Consider the following 18,040-nt stretch of genomic DNA (forward strand, 5'->3'; position numbering starts at 1 on the left):
CCACGCTCATACCCCGTTGGGCGGCGTGCCACGCCGGGACTCGCGGATGGTGGAATTCCCCACGGTCAGCGGGTTTGGATCCGCGCGGACCGGGGATCGAGAAGCGGACCGGCACGAACGGCCGGTCGAGCCAGGTCCCTGCCGGCGTACCGCCGAACGGCTGCGATGGTGGGAGACGGCCAGAGCGCGGCGACGTTCCAATCACGGAGCGGCGCCGCGCGCTCTTGTGTGCCTGGCGGACCTAGCGGTGCAGCCAGGTGAGCAGGTCGGGCGGGGCCAGCGTCGCCGCCCTCGCCTCATACCGGGCCCGCGCGGCGTCGTCCAGCAGGTCGCGGCCCTGCCCCGAGCCTCCCCGGCGAAAGAATGCCTGCCGGTCACGCAGCACCCCGAGCGTGTCCGGTGCGAGCCGGTCGGCGCGCTCCCGCATCCGACCGAAGGTGGCGGCCTCCACCAACTCCGGCGCCGGGCTCGGGAGTTTCCACAGGTCGGCGAGCCGGCGCATCTCACCGCCCAGATCGGCCAGCAGGTCGTCGTAGTGCACCAACTCGACGTTCGGCTCGTGCCGGCGGGCCCACGCGTCGCTCAGGTGCAGCAGCACCCCGGGCAGCGAATCCAGCTCGGCGCGGGGATCCACCTCCTGGTCGACCCAGCTCGGCAACCAATCCCGCACCGCGGGCCGCTCTCGGGGTGGACCGGTCGGGGCGGGTTGGCCGGTCAGCTCGGCGATGCGTTCCCGGTCCAGGTTGGCGCTCTGGTGATAGAGGGAGACCGCCATGTCCAACGGGTGCCGGGCCACCACCACGTAGTGCACCCGGGGGTGGAGCGGCACGCCGTCCAGCGGTGTGTGCGTCTTGATGAACCGCCGGTGCGGCTGGGCGGCCAGCCGGTCGTACACAGTGCCCTGCGGCTCACCCAGCCAGTCCAGCCACGGCGACAGGACGGTCAGCGGCGCCGGCAGCTCCGGGGTGCCCAGCACCAGGAGCGCACAGATCATCTGCATCCAGGTGGTGCCACTCTTGGACCGGGTGCTGATCACGATGTCGCCGTCGCGGAACGGGAAATCGGTCCACCGCGCGCTGTCCTCTTCGTCGGACCGGTAACTGTGGCGTGGCGTGAGCATCGGGGGATCGTAGTCGTCGAACCGACAGCGCAGCAGCCGAATTCGGGCTTACATTCCTGGGGCATACGCGTACGTCTGGCTAGATTGAAGTATGGTGCCCGCCCACGGGGGCCGGGCGGCGGCACCGGTCTACCGCCCCATCCTCGCCAACCGACGGGGCGAGCTTGAGGCCCTGATCCACCTCGATCCCGCGTACGCCGCGCTTGTCGCCCCGATCCTGGAGGTCGGGGCGATCGATCGGTCCACGATGGATGCCATTCGCCGACTGCCCGCCGGGCTGCTGCCCGCCATCGACGTCAGCGCGCTGCCCGACATCCCCGAGGCGGAGCTGACCCGCTGGGGCGTACCTGTGGTGCCGGTTATCGGGCTCACGGAGAGCGACCACCGGCTGGTCGCGCACGGCGCGGCGGCGCGGGCGTACGGCCGGCGCGCGCTCATCCGGCTGCGGGCCGGCCAGGACCGGGCCGGGCCGGACGCGAGCACCACAGCCGTGGAACGGATCTGGCGGTTCACCGACCTCGCTCCCGAGGAGTGCGACCTGCTGGTGGACGCGGGGGACGTGTGCTGCCCGGCGGACGTGCGGACCGCCGAGCCGCGGGTACGCCACCTGCTGGACTGGGCGCGCCGACACGCCTGGCGATCGGTGACGGTCGCGGCGGGCGGCATGCCACCGACGCTGTCCCGGTTGCCCACCGACGAGCCGGTCCAGCTGGACCGTTGGGACTGGCAGCTGTGGCGACGACTGGCCGACGCCGGGGTCGACTACGGCGACTACGGCGTCCACCCGGCAGCGCCGGGCACCGGCGACCCCGGAGACCGGTTGCCGACCGTGCGATACACCGACGACGGCAGTTGGTGGGTCTACCGCTGGGCGCGACGCGGCGGCCGGGGCGACGACCGGTTCGCGGACCTGTGTCGCACGCTGGTGTCGGCGTCCCACTGGCCAACGACCGGGGCGGCCTTCTCCTGGGGTGACCATGAGCTGCTGCGCCGGGCTCGCCGGGGCGCCGGCGCCGGCTCGACCGCCAACTGGGCGGCGTGGAGCACCTCGCACCACCTGGCCCATGTGCTCACCACGCTGTTGCATCCGGCCGGCGATGGCACGCCGCGGTGGCACCCCGGGCAGGGTCCACCGCAGCGGGGGCGACCGCTGCGGTGAGGGCGGGGTCTACGGCTTCTCGGTGAAGCCGAACTGGATGATGCCCTCGTCGTCGACCGTGGCGTCCACCGACGCGTCACCGAGCAGTTCGGCGGCGTCCTCGTCCAGGAAGATCCGGGCGCCCTGGTTGTCGACCACGCGATCGCCCTGCGCCGGCTCGGGGACCAACTCGACGGTGAGCGAGCCGGCGTCGGTGTCGGCGGCGATACGCACTCCGCCGTCCTGGGCGACGTCCTGTTGGTTGGCGAGGTCACGAATGACGAGCACGGCGTTATCGGTCATGGTGAGCATTGATGGAACTCCTCGTGGATTCTCGGCTCGCGGTCGGATACCGCACGGACCGGACAGTCGGCCCGCGTACGAGCACACGCGGGAGGCGACAGAGGGGCGAACGGTCGTCGCCGTCGCATCGGATCGGGGCAGCTGACGGCCCCGTCACTCCCACCGTGCCCGCTGGCCGACCATCCGTCAAATAGAGCCAGGTCAGTGGAGAACGGCGGCCGGGGCCAGCCAGGCGCGAATCTCGTTGACCGCCGCGCGGCCGGCCCGGTTGGCCCCGATCGTGCTGGCCGAGGGGCCATACCCGACCAGGTGAACCCGCGCGTCGGCGACCACCCGGGTGCCGTCCATCGTGATACCGCCGCCCGGCGCGCGCAGGCCCAGCGGGGCGAGATGGTCGATGGCCGCCCGGAAGCCGGTGCACCAGAGGATCACGTCCGCCGGCACGAACCGCCCGTCCGACCAGGCCACCCCGTCGGGTGTGATCCGGTCGAACACGGGTAGCCGGTCGAGGACGCCGCGCTCGCGCAGTCGGCGTACCTCCGGGGTGACCGGCAGCCCGGTCACGCCCACCACGCTGCCCGGCGGTCGGCCGGCCCGGACCGCCTCGTCCACCCGGGCGACCGCGGCACGGCCCAGTTCCGGGCCGAACTCGTCGTCGTTGAACGCCGGTGGTCGGCGGGTCACCCAGGTGGTGGCCGCCGCGACTGTGGAAACCTCGCCGAGCAGTTGCACGGCCGAGGTGCCACCACCGACCACCACCACGCGAAGACCAGTGAACTCGGCCGGCCCCCGATAGTCCGCGGTGTGCAGCTGCCGTCCCCGAAACGTCGACCGGCCCGGGTAGTGCGGCCAGAACGGGCGCGTCCAGGTGCCTGTGGCGTTGATCAGAGCCCGGGCGGTCCACGTGCCCCGGTCGGTGTGCACATCCAGCCGTCCGTCGGGGCGGGAACGCACCGCCCGGACCCGCACCGGCCGCCGTACCGGCAGGTCGAAGGCCCTTTCGTACGCGGCGAAGTAGGCGCTGACCTGCTCGGATGCCGGGCGTTGCGGCTCGGCGGGCGGGAGCGGCAGCCCGGGCAGGTCGTGGAAGCCGTGCACCCGGTCGAAGACAAGCGTCGGCCAGCGGTGCTGCCAGGCGCCGCCGGGCCCGTTGTCGGCGTCGAGGATGACGAAGCCGCTGCCGGGCGCGAAGCCGGTGCGGTGCAGGTGATAGCCGACGCTCAGGCCGGCCTGCCCGGCGCCGACCACGACGACGTCCGCGGAGTGGGTGTCCACGTCGGCTACAACGCCACGAACGTCGCAGCTGTGCCCGTCCCCGACCGTCGCGCCGATCACAGACGGCCATTCCAGCTTCGACCACCTGACCTGCACTTACGCTGAGTCAATGAGCGACTTCCGTCGGTACGCGGCCGAATTCCTCGGCACCCTGCTGCTGGTGTTCTTCGGAGTGGGCAGCGCGGTCGCCGCGCGGGTCCAGGGCGGCGTGGTGGTGGTGGCGCTGGCCTTCGGGTTCGTGATGGTGGCCCTCGTCTACACGATCGGCCCGCTCTCCGGCAGCCACGTCAACCCGGCGGTGACGCTCGGTGTGCTGCTCTCCGGGAAGATCTCGGTCCTCGGTGCGGTGGCGTACTGGGTCGCGCAGTTCGTCGGCGCGACAGTTGCGGGCTTCATACTCTGGGCGCTCACCCGATGGGGTGACGTCGCGGACCAGACCGGGGCCCTGGGCACGAACGGCTACGGCGCGCACATCAACCGGGGCGGCGCCGCCGTGCTGGAAGTCGTGCTGACCTTCCTCTTCGTGCTGGTCGTGCTGGTGGTGACCAGCCGGAGCGAGAATCCGGGCACCGCCGGGTTGGCCATCGGGTTGGCCCTCGCCGCGACCCAACTGGTGGGCGTGACGCTGACCGGCGCGGCGGTCAACCCGGCCCGCGCGTTCGGTCCGGCGGTCTTCGAGGGCGGTGTGGCCCTGCGGCAGCTGTGGGTGTTCATCGTCTTCCCGTTGCTCGGCGGGGCGCTCGCCGCGCTTGTCGCACCGATGGTCATGGGGGCGCAGCGGCACTACTGGGGTGGTCACGAGAAGTCGGTCGGCGGGCCGAAATAGCCCAGACGGCAATATCTTTCGCCCGAGGGGCTTCTCGGGCGAATATCTCCGTGGCAGCATCAGCGGATGCATCGCCGTCACTTTCCCCGGGCCCTCGCGCTGCTCGTGCTGGTCGCCACCGCGGCCACCGCCGGCGCGCCCGGCGCCACGGCCGAGTCGCCCACGCCCGCGACGACCCAGCTGCGCGCCACCATCGACACGATCCTCGCCGACACCCTGCTGACCGGCGCGCAGGCATCGGTGGTGGTGGTCGACACCAGCACGGGACAGACGCTCTACGACCGCAACGGTGACCGCCGGCTGGTTCCGGCGTCCAACACCAAGCTGCTGACCTCGACCGCAGCCCTTGAGCTGCTCGGACCGGGCCACCGCTTCACCACCGACGTACGCGCCAGCGGCAAGCGCCGCGCGGGTCTGCTGTCCGGCAACCTCTACCTGCACGGCGGGGGCGACCCGACCATGCTCGCCGCCGACTACGACGCGCTCGCCGCGCGGGTCGCCGCCGACGGTGTGCGGGTGGTCACCGGGAACCTGGTCGCCGACGACACCCGCTACGACAGCACCCGACTCGGCCCCGACTGGACCTGGGACGACGAGCCCTACTACTACGCCGCCCAGGTCTCCGCGCTGACCGTCGCCCCGGACACCGACTACGACGCGGGCACCGTGATCGTGCACGCCGCGCCGGCCGACCGGGCCGGCGCCCCGCCGGTGGTCACCACCACCCCCGCCACCGGGTACGTCCGCGTCGACAACCGCGCCCAGACGGTCAGCGACGGCGAGACCTCCATCTCGATCGAGCGCGAGCACGGCGGCAACACAGTCGTGGTGACCGGTCAGATCGCCGTCGGCGACGAGCCCGCCAGCGACTGGGTCACCGTCTGGGAACCCACCGGCTACGCGGCCGACGTGTTCCGGGCGGCGCTGCACCGACACGGCGTTCGGGTTCTCGGCCGGACCGTGCTCGGCCAGCCCACCCCGGAGACGGCCCAGCCGGTGGCGCGACACGACTCGATGAGCCTGGGTGAGCTGATGACGCCATTCCTCAAGCTGTCCAACAACGGGCACGCCGAGGTGTTGACCAAGGAGATCGGTCGTGTCCTCTCCGGCTCGGGCACGTGGACGGCCGGGATCACCGCGATCAGCGAGTACGTCGCCGACACCGGCATGGACACCGGGAGACTGCGCCAACGCGACGGCTCAGGATTGTCCCGGCGCAACCTGGTCCCGGCGGCGGAGTTCGTCGACCTGCTGAGCGCCGTCCGCGCCGAACCGTGGTTCGCGACCTGGTACGCGGCGCTACCGATCGCCGGCCAGCCCGAGCGATTCGTCGGCGGCACCCTGCGCAGCCGGATGGCCGGCACGCCGGCGGCGGGCAACGTACACGCCAAGACCGGCAGCCTGACCGGTGTCTCCGGGCTCTCCGGTTACGTCACCAGCGCCGATGGTCGACTGCTGGCGTTCTCCATCCTGCTCAACAACTACCTGACCGCGTCGGTGAAGCCGCTGGAGGACCAGATCGCCGTGGCGCTTGCCGGTTTCCGCGAGGGTGGTGCGTCGGCGGCGCGGGTGGCACCGCCGTCGGCGCCGGAGACACCGCGCACCCCGGAGGGCGTCGAGTGCTCCTGGGTCAAGCCGATCACCTGCTGAGCGGCGGCCGGGAGGCGCGAACACGCCTCCCGGCCCGGCGAACGCTCAGGCCGGACGGTCCGGTGGGGGGACCACCGCCGTCGGGTCACCACGCTCGATGAGCGCGGCGATCTCGGCGGCCCGCAACCCGCGCAACGCCAGCACCTGCGTGCCCCAGCGGTGCAGGCGGCACGGGTGCGGGCTGGCATCGTTGCGACAGACCACACCCCCGGACCACCGCCGGGGGGCGTGCACCACCACCGCCCGTACGGCGAACTGGGTGTCCTCGCCCGTCACGTACGGCGGCAGTGGAATGTCGCGAAGAACCTCCCCGGACGCTTCACCGGTGCCGGACGAAGCGGCACGACGGACGCGGTGGGCGGTGCTGCTACTCATCTCCGCTGCCTCCACACTGGATGGTCGGATGGGGACAGCAGAAAGTTACGACGCGTTCGACGGTCCGCGACGGACAAACTGTCCCGGGGTGGCGACGCGCGGCGATCGATCAGTCAGTCAGCGCACGGCCACGGCCTGGAGGCCGACGTTGCCGCAGTGCGGCGTGAAGACCTTCTCGACGGTCCAGTTCAGCAGCAACCGAGCGCCCTTCGGCACTGTGAAGCGGATGGTGAACTGGGCACTCTGACTGGTGTAGGGGTCTTCCAGTCGAGCGGTGCTGGCGGGCCCACCGGTGGACAGCCGCGCTTCCAGTCGCCCCCGGGCCATCCAGATGCCGCCGTAGAGCTGGACAGTGCGCGGCTCGCCGCTGCCGGCGATGGCGAGGCTGAACCCGTTCCCGGCACCGCAGGTGTAGACGCCGTTGGAGCTGCCGTTCGTCGACCGCTCCGGCGTGCCGTCGGACCAGCGCACGTACTCCTGGTTGCCGTCCCAACCGACCCGTCGGCCGGCGCCACCCCCGTCGATGATCTCGCCGGAGCCGGAGCGCTTGCGGATCGTCGACCTGCCGCCACGCTCCCCCCAGTGCACCCAGTCCCTGGTGCCCACTGCGGTGAGGTCGACGGCGGCGGGCATCTCCCCCCGGCTCACCGACAGCGCCGGCGCGCCGGGCTTGGCCGGCGGCGGTGCGGGCGCGCTTGTCGACGGCGTCGGTTCCGGCGAGGGTGGGCGCTGGCGCGGACGCAGACCGGGAGTCGCCGGCCCCGCCTCGCCGGTGCGCCCGTCGGCGGCGGGGAGACCTGGGGAACGGGCGACCCCGGCGGGCACGCCGCCCGGACCCGCCCGGTCGTCGTCCGGCTCCGGGCCGGTCCGGGTGCTGAGGTACGAGATCAACACCACCAGGCAGACGAGTACGGCGACTCCCTCCACCGCCCAGCGTCGCCGCTGTCGGGCCCGGTGCAGCACGACGCGGATCACCCCGGTGGTAATGGCAGGCGGACGGTGCCTCGGCGGCGAGTCGCCAGCCCTCGAACCAGCCCGCGTGCGGTCTTCGTCCGCCACCGACCCCTCCAACTCCGCCGCCCGGCCGTTCTGGACCGCCGCGGACCACACCATCCACTGTGGGCCGATTCACGTTTATCCGGGCGTGGACGACACGCTAGATCCGGACTGCCGGACGTGTCCAGCCCACAACGGGACGCTGTCGGACAACCTGGCCCGCCCGGACGGACACTTCGGCGGACCACCAGCGCCTTTCGCGTCAACCGATCCGGAAACCCAGCAGCTGCGCGATGACCACGGCCTGCTCGACGTCGATGACGGCGCCGGCCCGCTCGACGACCGTCGGGTCCAGCGCGGTGAGATCGCTGCCCCGCAGGTCGGCGCCGCCGAGCCGGACGTTGGTCAGCTGCGCGCCGGAAAGATCGACACCGGTGACGGTAGCACCGGTGAGGTTGGCCCTCGTGAGGTCCACCTCGCGCATCCGCACGCCGGTCAGCCGGACGCCGCGCAGGTCGGCGCCGGGCAGCGCGGCGAAGGACCAGTCGCCGCCGTCCACCGTCAACGGACGCATGTCGCACTCGCTGAAGGTGCTGCCGACCAGCTTGCAGCCGGTGAATTCGGCCTCGAAGAAGTTGCACCGCCGAAAGACGCAACGGGTGAAGGCGGAGTCGACGTGTCGGGAGGCGTTGAACGCCACGTTGCCGAACGTGCACCCGGTGAAGACCGCACCTCTGGTCACCGCCTCGGTCAGGTCCACCCCGAAGAACTCGCAACCCACGAAGTGCCGGTCGGTCAACTCCTCGCCGTACCAGTCCTCGTTGCGGAAGGTCACGTCCTCGGTCAACTCCGGCATCCGGCCAGGCTAGTGGGCGGCGCCGACAGCCGGGGGCCGGCGTGGCCGGTGCCGGCCCCCTTCCGCTGTCGAGGTACCGGCGAGTAGGTTCGGCGGCGTGAGTGTGGCTCGGAGCAAGGACCCGGATCAGATCGGTTTCGACACGGCGCGCCTGGCACGGATCGACGAGCACTTCGGTCGGTACGTCGACGACGGCCGGCTCGCCGGCTGGCAGGTGGTGGTCACCCGTGGCGGCGAGGTGGCGCACTCCTCGACGTACGGGCTGCGCGACCGGGAGTCCGGCGCACCGGTCGAGCCCGACACGCTCTGGCGGATCTACTCGATGACCAAGCCGGTCACCTCGGTCGCGGCCATGATGCTGTGGGAGGAAGGCCGGTTCGAGCTGACCGACGAGATCAGCCGCTGGTTGCCCGAGTTCGCCGACCTGCGCGTCTACTCCAAGGGGTCGGTGCTCAAGCCGTACACCGTGCCGGCGGTCGAGCCGATCCGGGTCTGGCACCTGCTCACCCACACGGCCGGCCTGACGTACGGCTTCATGCAGACCTCGGTGGTCGACGGGCTCTACCGGGCCGCCGGCTACGACCTGCACCCGCCGGCGGACGTCGACCTGGCCGGCGCCTGCGCGACCTACGGCGAGCTGCCGCTGCTGTTCCAGCCCGGCTCGGCGTGGGGCTACTCCGTCGCCACCGACGTGCTCGGCCGACTCGTCGAGGTGGTCTCCGGGCAGAGCCTCGACGCGTTCTTCGCCGACCGGATCTTCGGCCCGCTGGGCATGACCGACACCCGCTGGTGGGTGGAGGGCGACGAGGCCGACCGGCTGGCCGCACTCTACGTACCGGAACCGCGCAGCGGCCGGGCCGTCCGCTACGACAGCCTCGGGTCGCTCGCGTTCAGCAAGCCGGCGCTGCTCTCCGGCGGCGGCGGCCTGATCTCCAGCGCCGCCGACTACCACCGCTTCACGCAGTTGCTGCTGCGCGGCGGCGAACTGGACGGCGTCCGGCTGCTCGGGCCGCGCACGGTCCGGTTCATGACCCGCAACCACCTGCCCGGTGGTCAGGACCTGGGCAGCCTGTCCACCGGCGGCTTCGCCGAGAGCACCCTGGACGGGATCGGCTTCGGCCTCGGCTTCGCGGTGGTCGACGACCCGATCCCCAGCCGGGTGCCGAGCAGCGTCGGCGAGTACTACTGGGGCGGGGTGGCCAGCACCGCGTTCTGGGTCGACCCGGCCGAAGAGATCACCGCGCTGCTGTTCACGCAGCTGATGCCGTCGAGCACCTACCCGCTCCGCTCCCAGCTGCGCCAGCTCGTCTACGCCGCCCTGGTCGACTGAGTTCGGCTCGGCGTCGGTCGGTCGAAGCGGGTCAGTCGGCGAGGCGGGCGGGGAAGCCGCCGGTGGCGATCGGGCCCCAGGCGTCGATGGTGACCCGGATCAGCGACTTGCCCTGGCGCACCATGGCCGCCCGGTAGTCGTCCCAGTCCGGGTGCTCGCCGGAGATGCTGCGAAAGTATTCGACAAGCGGCTCCAGCGCGTCGGGCAGGTCGAGCACCTCGGCGGTGCCGTCGATCTGCACCCAGGGGCCGTTCCAGTCGTCGCTGAGCACGCAGGCCGAGACCCGGGGGTCGCGACGCAGGTTGGTCACCTTGGCCCGCTCGGGGTAGGTGGAGACGACCAGCCGCCCCTGCCCGTCGACCCCGGCGGAGACCGGGGAGGACTGCGGGCGTCCGTCGGCCCGGGTGGTGATCAGCAGGACGCGGTGTCGCGGGCGGAGGAAGTCGAGCAGGCCGTCCCGGTCGACCCGGGTGTTCCTTGCGATGCTGCGTGCCATTCCCCGTTCCTACCAGGGCACGGGCGCAGCCGCAGCGGCGGGTCAGCTGGGTCGGGCCGCTGCCCGGTGCACCGACTGGGTGGGCACGCGGGGGCGGCCGGACGGCCGCCAGGCCCGACCGTTGGCGTAGATCACCCGAAAACCGAGGTACGACGCGAGCGGCGCCCAGTGCGCGGAGCCCATCCGCAGCTCGGCGGCGTTGTGTCGTTGGCCGTTGGCGAGCACGTCGAGGAGGACGGTTTCGAAGGCCGCCGATTCGACCCAGTCGACTTCGCGGGTGAAACCGCAGATCAGAGCCGCTCCGGTGACTTCCAGGAACTCGCGCAGCACCGCGTCCGAGGCGCGCAGCACCGAGCAGCTGCCGAAATAGAGTCGCCGGCCCTCGGCGCGGCCGGCCATCAGCTCGGCCACCTCGTTCAACTCGACCGACTGCCAGTCGGTGAGGCAGAGCCGGCTCGGCTCGCCGTGCATGGCGAAGAAGCCGACCCGGTGGTCGGCGTACTGCTTGAGCAGCCACCGGTCCAGGAAGTAGAACAACTCGTCGCGGGTGGCCGCGTCCTTGTGGATGAAGCGGATCTTGCCCAGCCGCTCCAGCAGCTCCAGCGTGGGCAGCACCGAGCCCCGCTCGTTGAGGTCACGGTGCCACTGACCCTCGACACAGAAGACGCCACCGCGTGCCACGCGCACCTCCGCCAGTCCGCCCATCCGAGGCTGACGTTACCGGCCGTCGTTGACCCGGGAACATCACCCTCCGTGTGACAGATTGCGACGTTCGGTGTCCTTGCCCGCAGGAGGGTCGATCGGCGGGAAATGACTGTTTCGCAAATCAGCCGAATTCCCAGGCAATACCCAGGGATAGCGGATTGTGAGCACGATTCTCGTTAACCACCTCCAACCGCACGGATCGGTGCGAGGGTGGAAATCGCAGGACTTCTCGGTCGATGTCCTGGAGCCACCCCATTCGCTCTCCTATCGGGAGGACTTCTGTGCGCGTAAACACCTTGAAGCGGGTCGCCGTCGCATTCGCCCTGGCGCTGCCCGGGGCCGCAATCGCCACGGTGATCGCCGCACCGGCGGCGCACGCGGACGGCTGTTACACCTGGAACCGCACCCTGACCCAGGGGCGTTCCGGAGACGACGTCCGCCAGTTGCAGATTCGGGTCGCCGGATGGGCCGGCTACCGGGACATCGTGGAGAACGACGGGCGCTACGGGCCGAAGACCGCCGCCGCGGTCAAGCGGTTCCAGCAGGCGTACGGGCTGCGCGCCGACGGCATCGCCGGCCCACAGACCTTCGCCAAGCTGTACCAACTCCAGGACAACGACTGCACGCCGGCGCACTTCAGCTACAGCGAGCTGGACAACGGGTGCGGCGGGAGCGGGTGGAGCGGCGGCCCGCTGTCGGCGAACCAGACCAAGCAGAACGCGCTGCGCACCATGTGGAAGCTGGAGGCGCTGCGTAAGGGCCTCGGCGACAAGCCGCTCAACGTGTCCAGCGGTTTCCGCAGCCGTGCCTGCAACAACCAGGTCGGCGGCGCGTCCGACAGCCAACACCTCTACGGCAACGCGGCCGACGTGACCTCACGGACGTCCTCGCTCTGCCAGGTCGCCCGCGGCGCCCGCAACAACGGCTTCAGTGGGATCTACGGGCCGGGCTACCCCGATCACGACGACCACGTGCACGTCGACTCGCGGCGGGAGAACAACAGCGACAACAGCTCGAACACGACGAACTGGTCCGCCCCGGACTGCGGGGTCGGTAACTGAGCCGCCCGCTCAGAGCGACGTCGGCCCGACGCGGAGGGGGAATCTTCGCGCCGGGCCGACGTCGTGTCGCCCCGGGTCGGGTGGGCGGAGGGGTAGCGCGCTCAGCTCGCCCGGGGCCAGCGCGGCGCGGTGACGGGGGGAGTCACCGGCCGGCCAGCAACGGTGGGCCGTATCCCCTGGGGGACGACCCGCGCGGCCTGTTGCCGCGACGGCCCAGTCGCCGTGAACGGGAACGGCACGTGCACGAACGGATTACCGTGCCGGATCAACGCCTCGATCTGCCGCTCGTTGAGCCCGTGTGCCTCCAACACCCGTCGCCCCCAGCGGTGCAGCCGGCACGGGTAGGAGGCGCCGTCGTTGCGGCACAGCGGCCCGGTGGGCCACTCCTCGGCGGTGTGCACGACCACCGCCCGGACCGCGAGCCGGACATCCTCCGGGGTCAGGGGTGCCGGCATTGGCACCTCACCCAGTACCTGATCGATGGGATCCGTCGACTGCTCACCAACTCGCACGGCAGGCCTCCCGCAGTTCGGCAGCGGTACGGCGGACCCACCGCACCGACATCCTCGGCCATGGGTACGGCGGACACTGGACGAAAGTTCAATTCCGGTACGCGGTAAGCAGATCCTCCGCCGACAACACCCGGATGCCGTCGACGGCAGTGCCGCTGCGCGACACGGCGAGGACCGGCACCGATTCGTCGGCGCCGGGGAGCCGAGACCGGTGCAGAAGTAGCCGGCCCAGGTCGTGGGCGTCAAAGGGGCGGTTCTCCTGCCACTTGACCGATCCGACGAAGCTGATGCTCCGAGCGACGGGCGCACGGTCGGCGCCGACTATGTCGATCTCCGGGTCGTTGGTCCGGGTCCAGTAGCCGCCGATCACCGCTGCCTCCGCCGGCAGGTGGTCACCGGGCAGCCGGCGCAGCGCCTCCCGGACGACAGGTTCGATGGCTCGACCTCGCCAGGACGCCCACGACCTGTCGATCCGGTCCAGGGTCAGGTCGCCCCGCCCCCGCTCGATCTCGGAGAGGTGCGACCCCAGGAACGACAGCCAGAAGCGCAGGTACGGGTCGGCCACCGCGTACCGGGTTTCCCGCGACGGCTTGGTCGACAGCGGAACGGTGATCTCCACGGCCCGCTTCTGCGTCAGCAGGCGCAGGGCCCGGTTGAGGGACGCCTGCGGAAGATCCCCCGCCGCGCGGGAGATCAGCGAGAAGGTCCGCTCACCGGAGCCGATGGCCCGCAGCACCAGACCCGCCTGGGACTGGGGCGGGAACTCCGCCGCCAGTGCCCGCTCGCCGCTGACCAGCAGGGCAGAGGTCGGATCTCGTACCGCATCGGTCAGGTATTCGTGGACCGATGCACCCGTCGGCCACTCGTCGAGGATCAGCGGCAGACCACCGGACACCAGGTAGGCGTCGAACGCGTCGGCGGCGGACAGGCCGAGCATGTCGCTGACGTCGGCCGGGCTCAACGGCGGAATGACCATCTCGGTGGCTCGCTGGTGGAACGGCCGGCCGTAGTCGTTGAGGGCTTCCATCATGGCCAGGTCCGAACCGACACAGATCAGCAGGACGGGTCGCTTGGACAACTCGCGGTCGAAGACCTTCTGCAGCGTTCCTTCGAAGCCCGGGTCGCCCGCGATGAGGTACGGCATCTCGTCCAGGACGACGACGCTCGGCCGGTCGGACGGCAGCGCGGCGGCGAGCAGGGTCAACGCCGCGTCCCAGGTCCGTGGTTGCTGCTCCCGAAGGATCTGTGCACCCGGCAGCGTCGAGGCGGCCGCCTCCTCCACGAAGAGGGCCAGCTCGGCTGCGACGGTCGGCTGCGCGGAGGCGGTGAAGAAGAGGTACGGCACCTCGGCCCGCTCGACGAACTCCTCGACCAGTCGGGACTTGCCTACCCGTCGGCGACCGCGCATGAGCAGGGCGCGCCCCGGCCGACCAGCGCGGCCACCGCGCTGCACCCGGCCGAGCATGCCGCCCAGGAGGTGGAGTTCACGGTCCCGTCCGACAAAGCCGTCCACGATCACCCCTGACACTACCAACGATGGAACAACCAAAAATGATTGTAACCTCTTCAGTATTGGTGTGCCTGATCATTCGGCCCGGCGAAACCGATCGTCAGACGAGGCCGGCGTCGTGCACGAGCAGCGCCACCTGGACCCGGTTGTTCAGCTCCAGTCGGGTCAGCAGCCGGGACACGTACGCCTTCACGGTCGCCACGCTCATGAACAACTCCCCCGCGATCTCCGCGTTGGTGTGGCCCCGCCCCAGCGCGACCGCCACCTGCCGCTCCCGCTCACTGAGCCCTCTGAGCAGCCGCAGTGCCCGCTCCCGGCGTGGGTCGGGACCGGCTGGTCCGGGAGTGGCGGCGGTCACGTGGGCGATCAGCGTTCGGGTCACCGTCGGGGAGAGCGTGGCCTCGCCGGCCGCCACCCGTCGTACGGCGTGCACGATCTCCGCCGGCGGGGTGTCCTTGAGCAGGAATCCGGCCGCCCCGGCGCGCAGCGCCCGCAGCACCTGCTCGTCGGCATCGAAGGTGGTCAGCACCAACACCTCCGGCGGGTGCGGCTGGGCGCGCAGCGCCTCGGTGGCGGTCAGCCCGTCGACCCGGGGCATCCGGATGTCCATCAGCACCACGTCCGGGGCGTACGCGGCGACCGCGGCGGGCACCTCGCCGCCGTCGGCTGCCTCACCGACCACTGTCAGGTCCGGCAGACCGCCGAGGATCATCGACAGGCCGGCCCGGACCAGTGCGTCGTCGTCCACGATCAACACGCGCACCGGCGGCGCAGTCACACCCGAGGGCCCGGTCACACCCGACGGCCCGGTCACGCCGGCCACGGCAGCCAGGCGGCCAGCCGGAAGTCGCCGGCGTCGTCCCGGCCGTAGGCCAGCCGGCCGCCGGCCAGCGTGACCCGTTCGCTGATGCCCACCAGGCCGGTGCCGGCGCCCGGCAGCGTGCCGCCGGGCGGTGCGCCGACCGGCCACCGGTTGCCGATCGCCACGGTCAGCCCGGCGCCCGGTCCGCCGGCCACGTCCACGGTGACGGCCGCGCCGGCCGCGTGCTTGCGGGCGTTGGTCAGCCCCTCCTGCACGATCCGGTACGCGGCCCGGCCCAGCGCCGCCGGTACCTCCCCCGACCGGTCGACGATGTCGCTGACGTTGACGTTGACGCCAGCCGAGCGCGACTCGGCGATCAGGGTCGGCAGGTCGGCGAGGGTCGGCTGGGGCGGCTCCGGGGCGTCGACGTCGTTGTCGCCCTCGGCGCGGAGCACCCCGATCACCTCCCGCAGGTCCTGAAGGGCGGCGTGCGCGCTGCCCCGGATCACCCCGGCCGCGCGAGCCACCTCCTCGGCCGGCGCGTCCGGGCGGAACTCCAACGCCCCGGCGTGCAGGCTGAGCAGGGAGATCCGGTGGGCCAGCACGTCGTGCATCTCCCGGGCGATGCGGGTGCGTTCGAGGTGGCGGGCCTGGGCGACCCGGAGCTGCTGCTCGGCCTCGGCCCGCTCGGCCCGCTCGCGTAGCGACACGATCAACTGCCGGCGGGCCCGGACGAACATCCCCCAGGCCAGCACGGCGAAGCTGAACACCACGCCCCACGACGCTGTCGCCCAGTACGGCCAGGCCGGGTCCGGACGCAGCCAACTGAAGACCAGGTTGGTGACCAGACCCGCGACGGTCACCGCCATCGCGATGGCGGTCCGGCGGTGCACCACCACCGTGAAGAACATGATCAACAGTGGGATCGCGGAGGCCAGCGAGAACATGGTCAGTGGCGTGGTGGCCACCAGCAACCCGAGCGGCCACCGCCGGCGCAGCCAGAGCAAGCCGCAGCAGACCAGCCCGATCAGGGCGTCAGCGACGGTCATCCAGTCGTGCGGGAGCGGGATCGCGATCGCCGGATCCGGCGACAGGGCGTCCGCGGTGACGAACAGCACCCAGAGCAGCGAACCCAGAAACGCGACGATGTCCACGATCCAGTCGCGGGTGGTGCGGCGCGGGTGGGTGCGCCCCTGATCGGCCGGCACGGCCAGCTCCCCTGGCAGCAGCCAGGGGTGCTCCGGGACGGCGAGGCTGGTCACCGCCCCATGCTAGGCAGCCGACGGGCACCACGACCAGCTACCAAAGTCGAGACCCAAACGTCGACCAAGGTCGACGTGGCGCCGACCGGTGGCCGCAGCGGATGGCCGGGCGGCGCGGGCAGGCTCAACAGCATGATCAGCGTGGAGAACCTCACCAAGCGATACGGGCCACACCCGGCCGTGGACGACGTCTCGTTCCAGTGCGAGCCGGGCACCGTCACCGGCTTCCTCGGCCCCAACGGCGCCGGCAAGTCCACCACCATGCGGATGATCTGCGGGCTCACCGCCCCGACCGCGGGCCGTGCCACCGTCTCCGGACACCCGTACCGGGAGCTGCCCAACCCGGGGCGGGAGGTCGGGGTGCTGCTGGACGCCTCCGCCCAACACGCCGGGCGCACCGGCCGCGAGGCGTTGACGCTGTCCGCGTACACCATGGGTTTGGACCGGCGCGAGGTCGCCGCGAAGCTCGACCTGGTCGGGTTGAACGCGGTGGCGGCGAAGCGTCGGGTACGGGCGTACTCGTTGGGCATGCGCCAGCGGCTCGGCTTGGCGCAGGCGCTGCTCGGCGACCCGCGGGTGTTGATCCTCGACGAGCCGGCGAACGGGCTGGACCCGGAGGGGATCTTCTGGATGCGCGGTCTGCTGCGCGACTTCGCCGACCGGGGCGGCACCGTGCTGCTCTCCTCCCACCTGCTGCGCGAGGTGGAGGCGGTCGCGGACCGGCTGGTGGTGATCGGGGGTGGCCGGATCGTGGCCCAGGGCAACAAGAATGAGCTGCTGGCCGGCGGCGGCACTGTGGTCCGGGCCCGCGACGGCGCGGCGCTGCGCCGGGCGCTGGAGGTAGCCAACCTGAGCGCCGCCGACAGCTCCGAGGGGCTGCTCGTGCAGGCCGACGCCGAGGCGGTCGGCCAGGCCGCCGCCGATGCCGGCGTCGCGTTGGCCGAGCTGCGCCCCGCCAGCGGCGGTGGCCTCGAACAGCTCTTCCTCACCCTGACCGCCGGCGAATCCACCAAGGAGTCCGTCCGATGACCACCACCACCGCGCCCGCCGCCGGCGCCGTCGCGCCCCGGCAGCACTCTTCGGTACGCCGCCCGTCGCTGCTTCGGCTCTCCGCCGTGGAGGTGCGCAAGCTCGTCGACACCCGGGCTGGCCGTTGGCTGCTGATCACCATCGGCCTGGCCACCGCCCTGATCGTCACCCTGCAACTGATCTACTCGAACGAGGCCGACCAGACCTTCCCCAACTTCTTCGTCCCCTCGCTGCTGCCGGTGTCGGTGCTGCTGCCGGTGCTCGGCATCCTGTCGATCACCAGCGAGTGGTCGCAACGGACGGCCCTCACCACGTACGCCCTCGTGCCCCGCCGGGAGAGGGTCGTCGTCGCTAAACTGATCGCCGTGATGCTGACAGCGCTCGCCTCGGTGCTGGCCAGCCTCGCCTTCGCCGCCGTCGGCACGCTTGTGGCGTCCGCCACCGGTGGCGCGGGCACCTGGCAGTTCGACTGGTCGCTGCTGCTGAACGCGGTGGTCATCCAGGTCACAAGCGTGTTGATGGGCGCGGCCTTCGGCCTGCTGCTGCTCAACCCGCCGCTGGCGATCGTCGGCTATTTCCTGCTGCCCACTCTGTGGGGGGTGCTCGGCGAGATGGTCAAGCCTCTGCGTGGCCCGTCCGAGTGGTTGGACACCAGCAAGACCATGGAACCGTTGTTCAGCAGCGACGCCGTCACCGGCGGGCAGTGGGGGCGGATAGTGGTGTCCCTGCTGGTCTGGATGGTCCTTCCGCTGGCCGCCGGTCTGTTCCGGACGCTACGCCGCGAGGTGTCCTGA

The 18,040-nt window shown here is 71.5% G+C and carries 19 protein-coding genes; 7 read left to right on the forward strand and 12 right to left on the reverse strand.

Features of this window, described 5'->3' with window-relative positions:
- Window positions 1-241: 241 nt before the first annotated feature.
- On the reverse strand, window positions 242-1,120 hold the full coding sequence (locus IW248_RS19575) for a sulfotransferase domain-containing protein (protein ID WP_196928148.1): 879 nt from the start codon (window positions 1,118-1,120) through the stop codon (window positions 242-244).
- 91 nt (window positions 1,121-1,211) lie between these two features.
- Between IW248_RS19575 and IW248_RS19580 the strand changes: the two genes are divergently transcribed.
- Window positions 1,212-2,279, forward strand: coding sequence for a beta family protein (locus IW248_RS19580; protein WP_196928149.1), 1,068 nt, complete (start codon window positions 1,212-1,214; stop codon window positions 2,277-2,279).
- A 9-nt stretch (window positions 2,280-2,288) separates the two neighbouring features.
- Here the strand turns inward: IW248_RS19580 and IW248_RS19585 are convergent, their stop codons facing one another.
- Together IW248_RS19585 and IW248_RS19590 are read right to left on the reverse strand one after the other, a co-directional pair.
- On the reverse strand, window positions 2,289-2,570 hold the full coding sequence (locus tag IW248_RS19585; protein WP_196928150.1) for an adhesin: 282 nt from the start codon (window positions 2,568-2,570) through the stop codon (window positions 2,289-2,291).
- A 192-nt stretch (window positions 2,571-2,762) separates the two neighbouring features.
- Window positions 2,763-3,836 carry an NAD(P)-binding domain-containing protein gene (locus IW248_RS19590; RefSeq protein ID WP_196928151.1) on the reverse strand — a complete coding sequence of 358 codons (1,074 nt, stop codon included), beginning with the start codon at window positions 3,834-3,836 and terminating at the stop codon, window positions 2,763-2,765.
- 109 nt (window positions 3,837-3,945) lie between these two features.
- On the opposite strand from IW248_RS19590, the gene IW248_RS19595 reads away from it, so the two are divergent.
- Entirely contained in the window at window positions 3,946-4,662 is a 717-nt protein-coding gene (locus IW248_RS19595) for an MIP/aquaporin family protein (protein ID WP_196928152.1), read from the forward strand.
- A gap of 66 nt (window positions 4,663-4,728) precedes the next feature.
- Window positions 4,729-6,312, forward strand: a complete 1,584-nt coding sequence (gene dacB, locus IW248_RS19600) for a D-alanyl-D-alanine carboxypeptidase/D-alanyl-D-alanine endopeptidase (RefSeq protein WP_196928153.1) — start codon at window positions 4,729-4,731, stop codon at window positions 6,310-6,312.
- A 45-nt stretch (window positions 6,313-6,357) separates the two neighbouring features.
- Here the strand turns inward: dacB and IW248_RS19605 are convergent, their stop codons facing one another.
- From IW248_RS19605 to IW248_RS19615, 3 genes are all read right to left on the reverse strand, one after another.
- On the reverse strand, window positions 6,358-6,687 hold the full coding sequence (locus tag IW248_RS19605; protein WP_124820651.1) for a hypothetical protein: 330 nt from the start codon (window positions 6,685-6,687) through the stop codon (window positions 6,358-6,360).
- Between the two features lie 117 nt (window positions 6,688-6,804).
- Complete coding sequence (locus IW248_RS19610) at window positions 6,805-7,662, reverse strand: hypothetical protein (RefSeq protein WP_307788083.1); 858 nt, start codon at window positions 7,660-7,662, stop codon at window positions 6,805-6,807.
- Between the two features lie 283 nt (window positions 7,663-7,945).
- The gene (locus tag IW248_RS19615) at window positions 7,946-8,539 is read right to left on the reverse strand and encodes a pentapeptide repeat-containing protein (RefSeq protein ID WP_196928155.1); all 594 of its coding nucleotides are present in this window, start codon (window positions 8,537-8,539) and stop codon (window positions 7,946-7,948) included.
- Window positions 8,540-8,636: 97 nt separating this feature from the next.
- Between IW248_RS19615 and IW248_RS19620 the strand changes: the two genes are divergently transcribed.
- Entirely contained in the window at window positions 8,637-9,869 is a 1,233-nt protein-coding gene (locus IW248_RS19620; RefSeq protein WP_196928156.1) for a serine hydrolase domain-containing protein, read from the forward strand.
- Window positions 9,870-9,900: 31 nt separating this feature from the next.
- Here the strand turns inward: IW248_RS19620 and IW248_RS19625 are convergent, their stop codons facing one another.
- Complete coding sequence (locus tag IW248_RS19625) at window positions 9,901-10,365, reverse strand: PPOX class F420-dependent oxidoreductase (protein ID WP_196928157.1); 465 nt, start codon at window positions 10,363-10,365, stop codon at window positions 9,901-9,903.
- Between the two features lie 42 nt (window positions 10,366-10,407).
- Complete coding sequence (locus tag IW248_RS19630; protein ID WP_124820694.1) at window positions 10,408-11,046, reverse strand: DUF6642 family protein; 639 nt, start codon at window positions 11,044-11,046, stop codon at window positions 10,408-10,410.
- A gap of 305 nt (window positions 11,047-11,351) precedes the next feature.
- Between IW248_RS19630 and IW248_RS19635 the strand changes: the two genes are divergently transcribed.
- Entirely contained in the window at window positions 11,352-12,131 is a 780-nt protein-coding gene (locus tag IW248_RS19635) for a D-Ala-D-Ala carboxypeptidase family metallohydrolase (protein WP_196928158.1), read from the forward strand.
- A 101-nt stretch (window positions 12,132-12,232) separates the two neighbouring features.
- Here the strand turns inward: IW248_RS19635 and IW248_RS19640 are convergent, their stop codons facing one another.
- The 4 genes from IW248_RS19640 to IW248_RS19655 form a co-directional block, all read right to left on the reverse strand.
- Complete coding sequence (locus IW248_RS19640) at window positions 12,233-12,586, reverse strand: hypothetical protein (protein WP_231396361.1); 354 nt, start codon at window positions 12,584-12,586, stop codon at window positions 12,233-12,235.
- Between the two features lie 145 nt (window positions 12,587-12,731).
- Window positions 12,732-14,156, reverse strand: coding sequence for an ATP-binding protein (locus tag IW248_RS19645; protein ID WP_307788085.1), 1,425 nt, complete (start codon window positions 14,154-14,156; stop codon window positions 12,732-12,734).
- Between the two features lie 97 nt (window positions 14,157-14,253).
- Window positions 14,254-14,985 carry a response regulator transcription factor gene (locus IW248_RS19650; protein ID WP_196930274.1) on the reverse strand — a complete coding sequence of 244 codons (732 nt, stop codon included), beginning with the start codon at window positions 14,983-14,985 and terminating at the stop codon, window positions 14,254-14,256.
- The gene (locus tag IW248_RS19655) at window positions 14,964-16,217 is read right to left on the reverse strand and encodes a sensor histidine kinase (protein ID WP_196928159.1); all 1,254 of its coding nucleotides are present in this window, start codon (window positions 16,215-16,217) and stop codon (window positions 14,964-14,966) included. The genes IW248_RS19650 and IW248_RS19655 overlap by 22 nt, the downstream gene beginning before the upstream one ends.
- A 132-nt stretch (window positions 16,218-16,349) precedes the next feature.
- Between IW248_RS19655 and IW248_RS19660 the strand changes: the two genes are divergently transcribed.
- Together IW248_RS19660 and IW248_RS19665 are read left to right on the forward strand one after the other, a co-directional pair.
- Window positions 16,350-17,246, forward strand: coding sequence for an ABC transporter ATP-binding protein (locus IW248_RS19660; protein ID WP_196928160.1), 897 nt, complete (start codon window positions 16,350-16,352; stop codon window positions 17,244-17,246).
- Window positions 17,243-18,040: an ABC transporter permease gene (locus IW248_RS19665; protein ID WP_196928161.1), complete on the forward strand. Its 798-nt coding sequence runs from the start codon at window positions 17,243-17,245 to the stop codon at window positions 18,038-18,040. The genes IW248_RS19660 and IW248_RS19665 overlap by 4 nt, the downstream gene beginning before the upstream one ends.

This window comes from Micromonospora ureilytica (assembly GCF_015751765.1).
GTDB classification, from domain to species: domain Bacteria; phylum Actinomycetota; class Actinomycetes; order Mycobacteriales; family Micromonosporaceae; genus Micromonospora; species Micromonospora ureilytica.